Annotated in this window: 1 pseudogene; it reads right to left on the bottom strand. The window is 59.4% G+C overall.

The window, feature by feature from the left end:
• Positions 1-961: pseudogene (locus EN939_RS33205) on the bottom strand (excinuclease ABC subunit UvrA); the annotation flags it as partial.
• Positions 962-1,662 lie beyond the last annotated feature (701 nt).

Raw genomic sequence — 1,662 nt, 5'->3', positions numbered from 1 at the left:
AGATGTTCTCGTCCGGCACGATCAGATTGCCGTCGATGGCGCGCTGGCTGCCGAGACCGTCACAGGTCGGGCAGGCGCCGAACGGGTTGTTGAACGAGAATAGCCGCGGTTCGATTTCCGGAATGGTGAAGCCGGAGACCGGGCAAGCGAATTTTTCCGAGAACAGGATGCGCTCATGCGTCTCGTTCTTCGACTTGTTGACCGAATCCTCGCCGGTCTGGCTGGCATCGAGCGGCTTGTCTGCGAATTCGGCGACCGCCAGCCCATCGGCCAATTTCAGCGCCGTCTCGATGGAATCGGCAAGCCGCGTCGCCAGATCGCCGCGCACGACGATGCGGTCGACAACGACGTCGAGGTCATGCTTGTACTTCTTGTCCAGCGCCGGCACGTCGGCGATTTCGTAGAAGACGCCATCGACCTTGACGCGCTGAAAGCCCTTCTTCTGCAGTTCCAGCAATTCCTTGCGGTACTCGCCTTTGCGGCCGCGCACCATCGGCGCCAGGATGAACAGGCGCGTGCCTTCCTCGATCGCCAGCACGCGGTCGACCATCTGCGAAACCGTCTGGCTCTCGATCGGCAGGCCGGTGGCCGGCGAATAGGGGATGCCAACGCGGGCGAACAGCAGCCGCATATAGTCGTAGATCTCGGTGACGGTGCCGACCGTCGAACGCGGGTTCTTCGAGGTGGTCTTCTGCTCGATGGAAATGGCGGGCGACAGGCCGTCGATCTGGTCGACGTCGGGTTTCTGCATCATTTCGAGGAATTGCCGCGCGTAGGCCGACAGGCTTTCGACATAGCGGCGCTGGCCCTCGGCATAGATCGTGTCGAAGGCAAGCGATGACTTGCCGGACCCCGACAGGCCGGTCATGACAATCAGGCTGTCACGCGGCAAGTCGAGATCGACATTCTTCAGATTGTGTTCGCGCGCCCCGCGAATGGAAAGATATTTATGGTCGGCCATAGCCGGTCGCCGCCTCAGAATCTGGAATTTCCTGGAATGGCGGGTTTTCCCGGCCATCCCCTATGTAGGTAGTTTTGCCGCCACGTCGAGATACGCCACAATTCCCGACGAGAGCGTTTAAGCGTCTTTCGCGTGAACGGGCAAGCGGAAAGAACAAAGGCCGAACACGCTCCTGACAAAGCTGTGCAAAAACTGACTTGCACGTAACCTCCCGGCGATCACATTTTTCGGTAACCGGCTATTGATGGTTGACGCCACCAGCTGACGGGAGCAGTCTCCAGCAGTCAACGAAGACGGCCGTCTTTCGATGGCCTCGCCGCCCAAAGGCGGCCTGCGAGACGCCGCAGGCATTTGCGATTTGTGCTTCGAATTGACAACAATCGCAACGGACAGAGGAGCGGAGCTATGACGCCACCGGATCGTCCCCTAGGGTTCCAGTTGTCACTGGAGCCGAGGCAGGCATAAGTGCCAGGGTTCAGCGTTTTCGCCAGCCGGCAAACCGTGACCTGCCATCTCTCGTAAAAATCAGAGACTACTAGTCGGATCGTCGGCTGAATGCCGCGGTGCATCCGAAATCAAACGCCGGCAGTACACTCCCGGTAAAATTGGATTTGAGATCCAAAAAGGCCCCGTCCGTTTGCGCAAAGCACGGCGGGGCCGTTTTCATGGGCGGATTGTTTTGTGGGGGACAAGCGCAGCGC

The organism is Mesorhizobium sp. M7A.F.Ca.CA.002.05.1.1, assembly GCF_003998335.1.
GTDB lineage: Bacteria > Pseudomonadota > Alphaproteobacteria > Rhizobiales > Rhizobiaceae > Mesorhizobium.
Note: the sequence above shows the minus strand (reverse complement) of the source record. Positions and strands in the feature narration are given on the sequence as shown.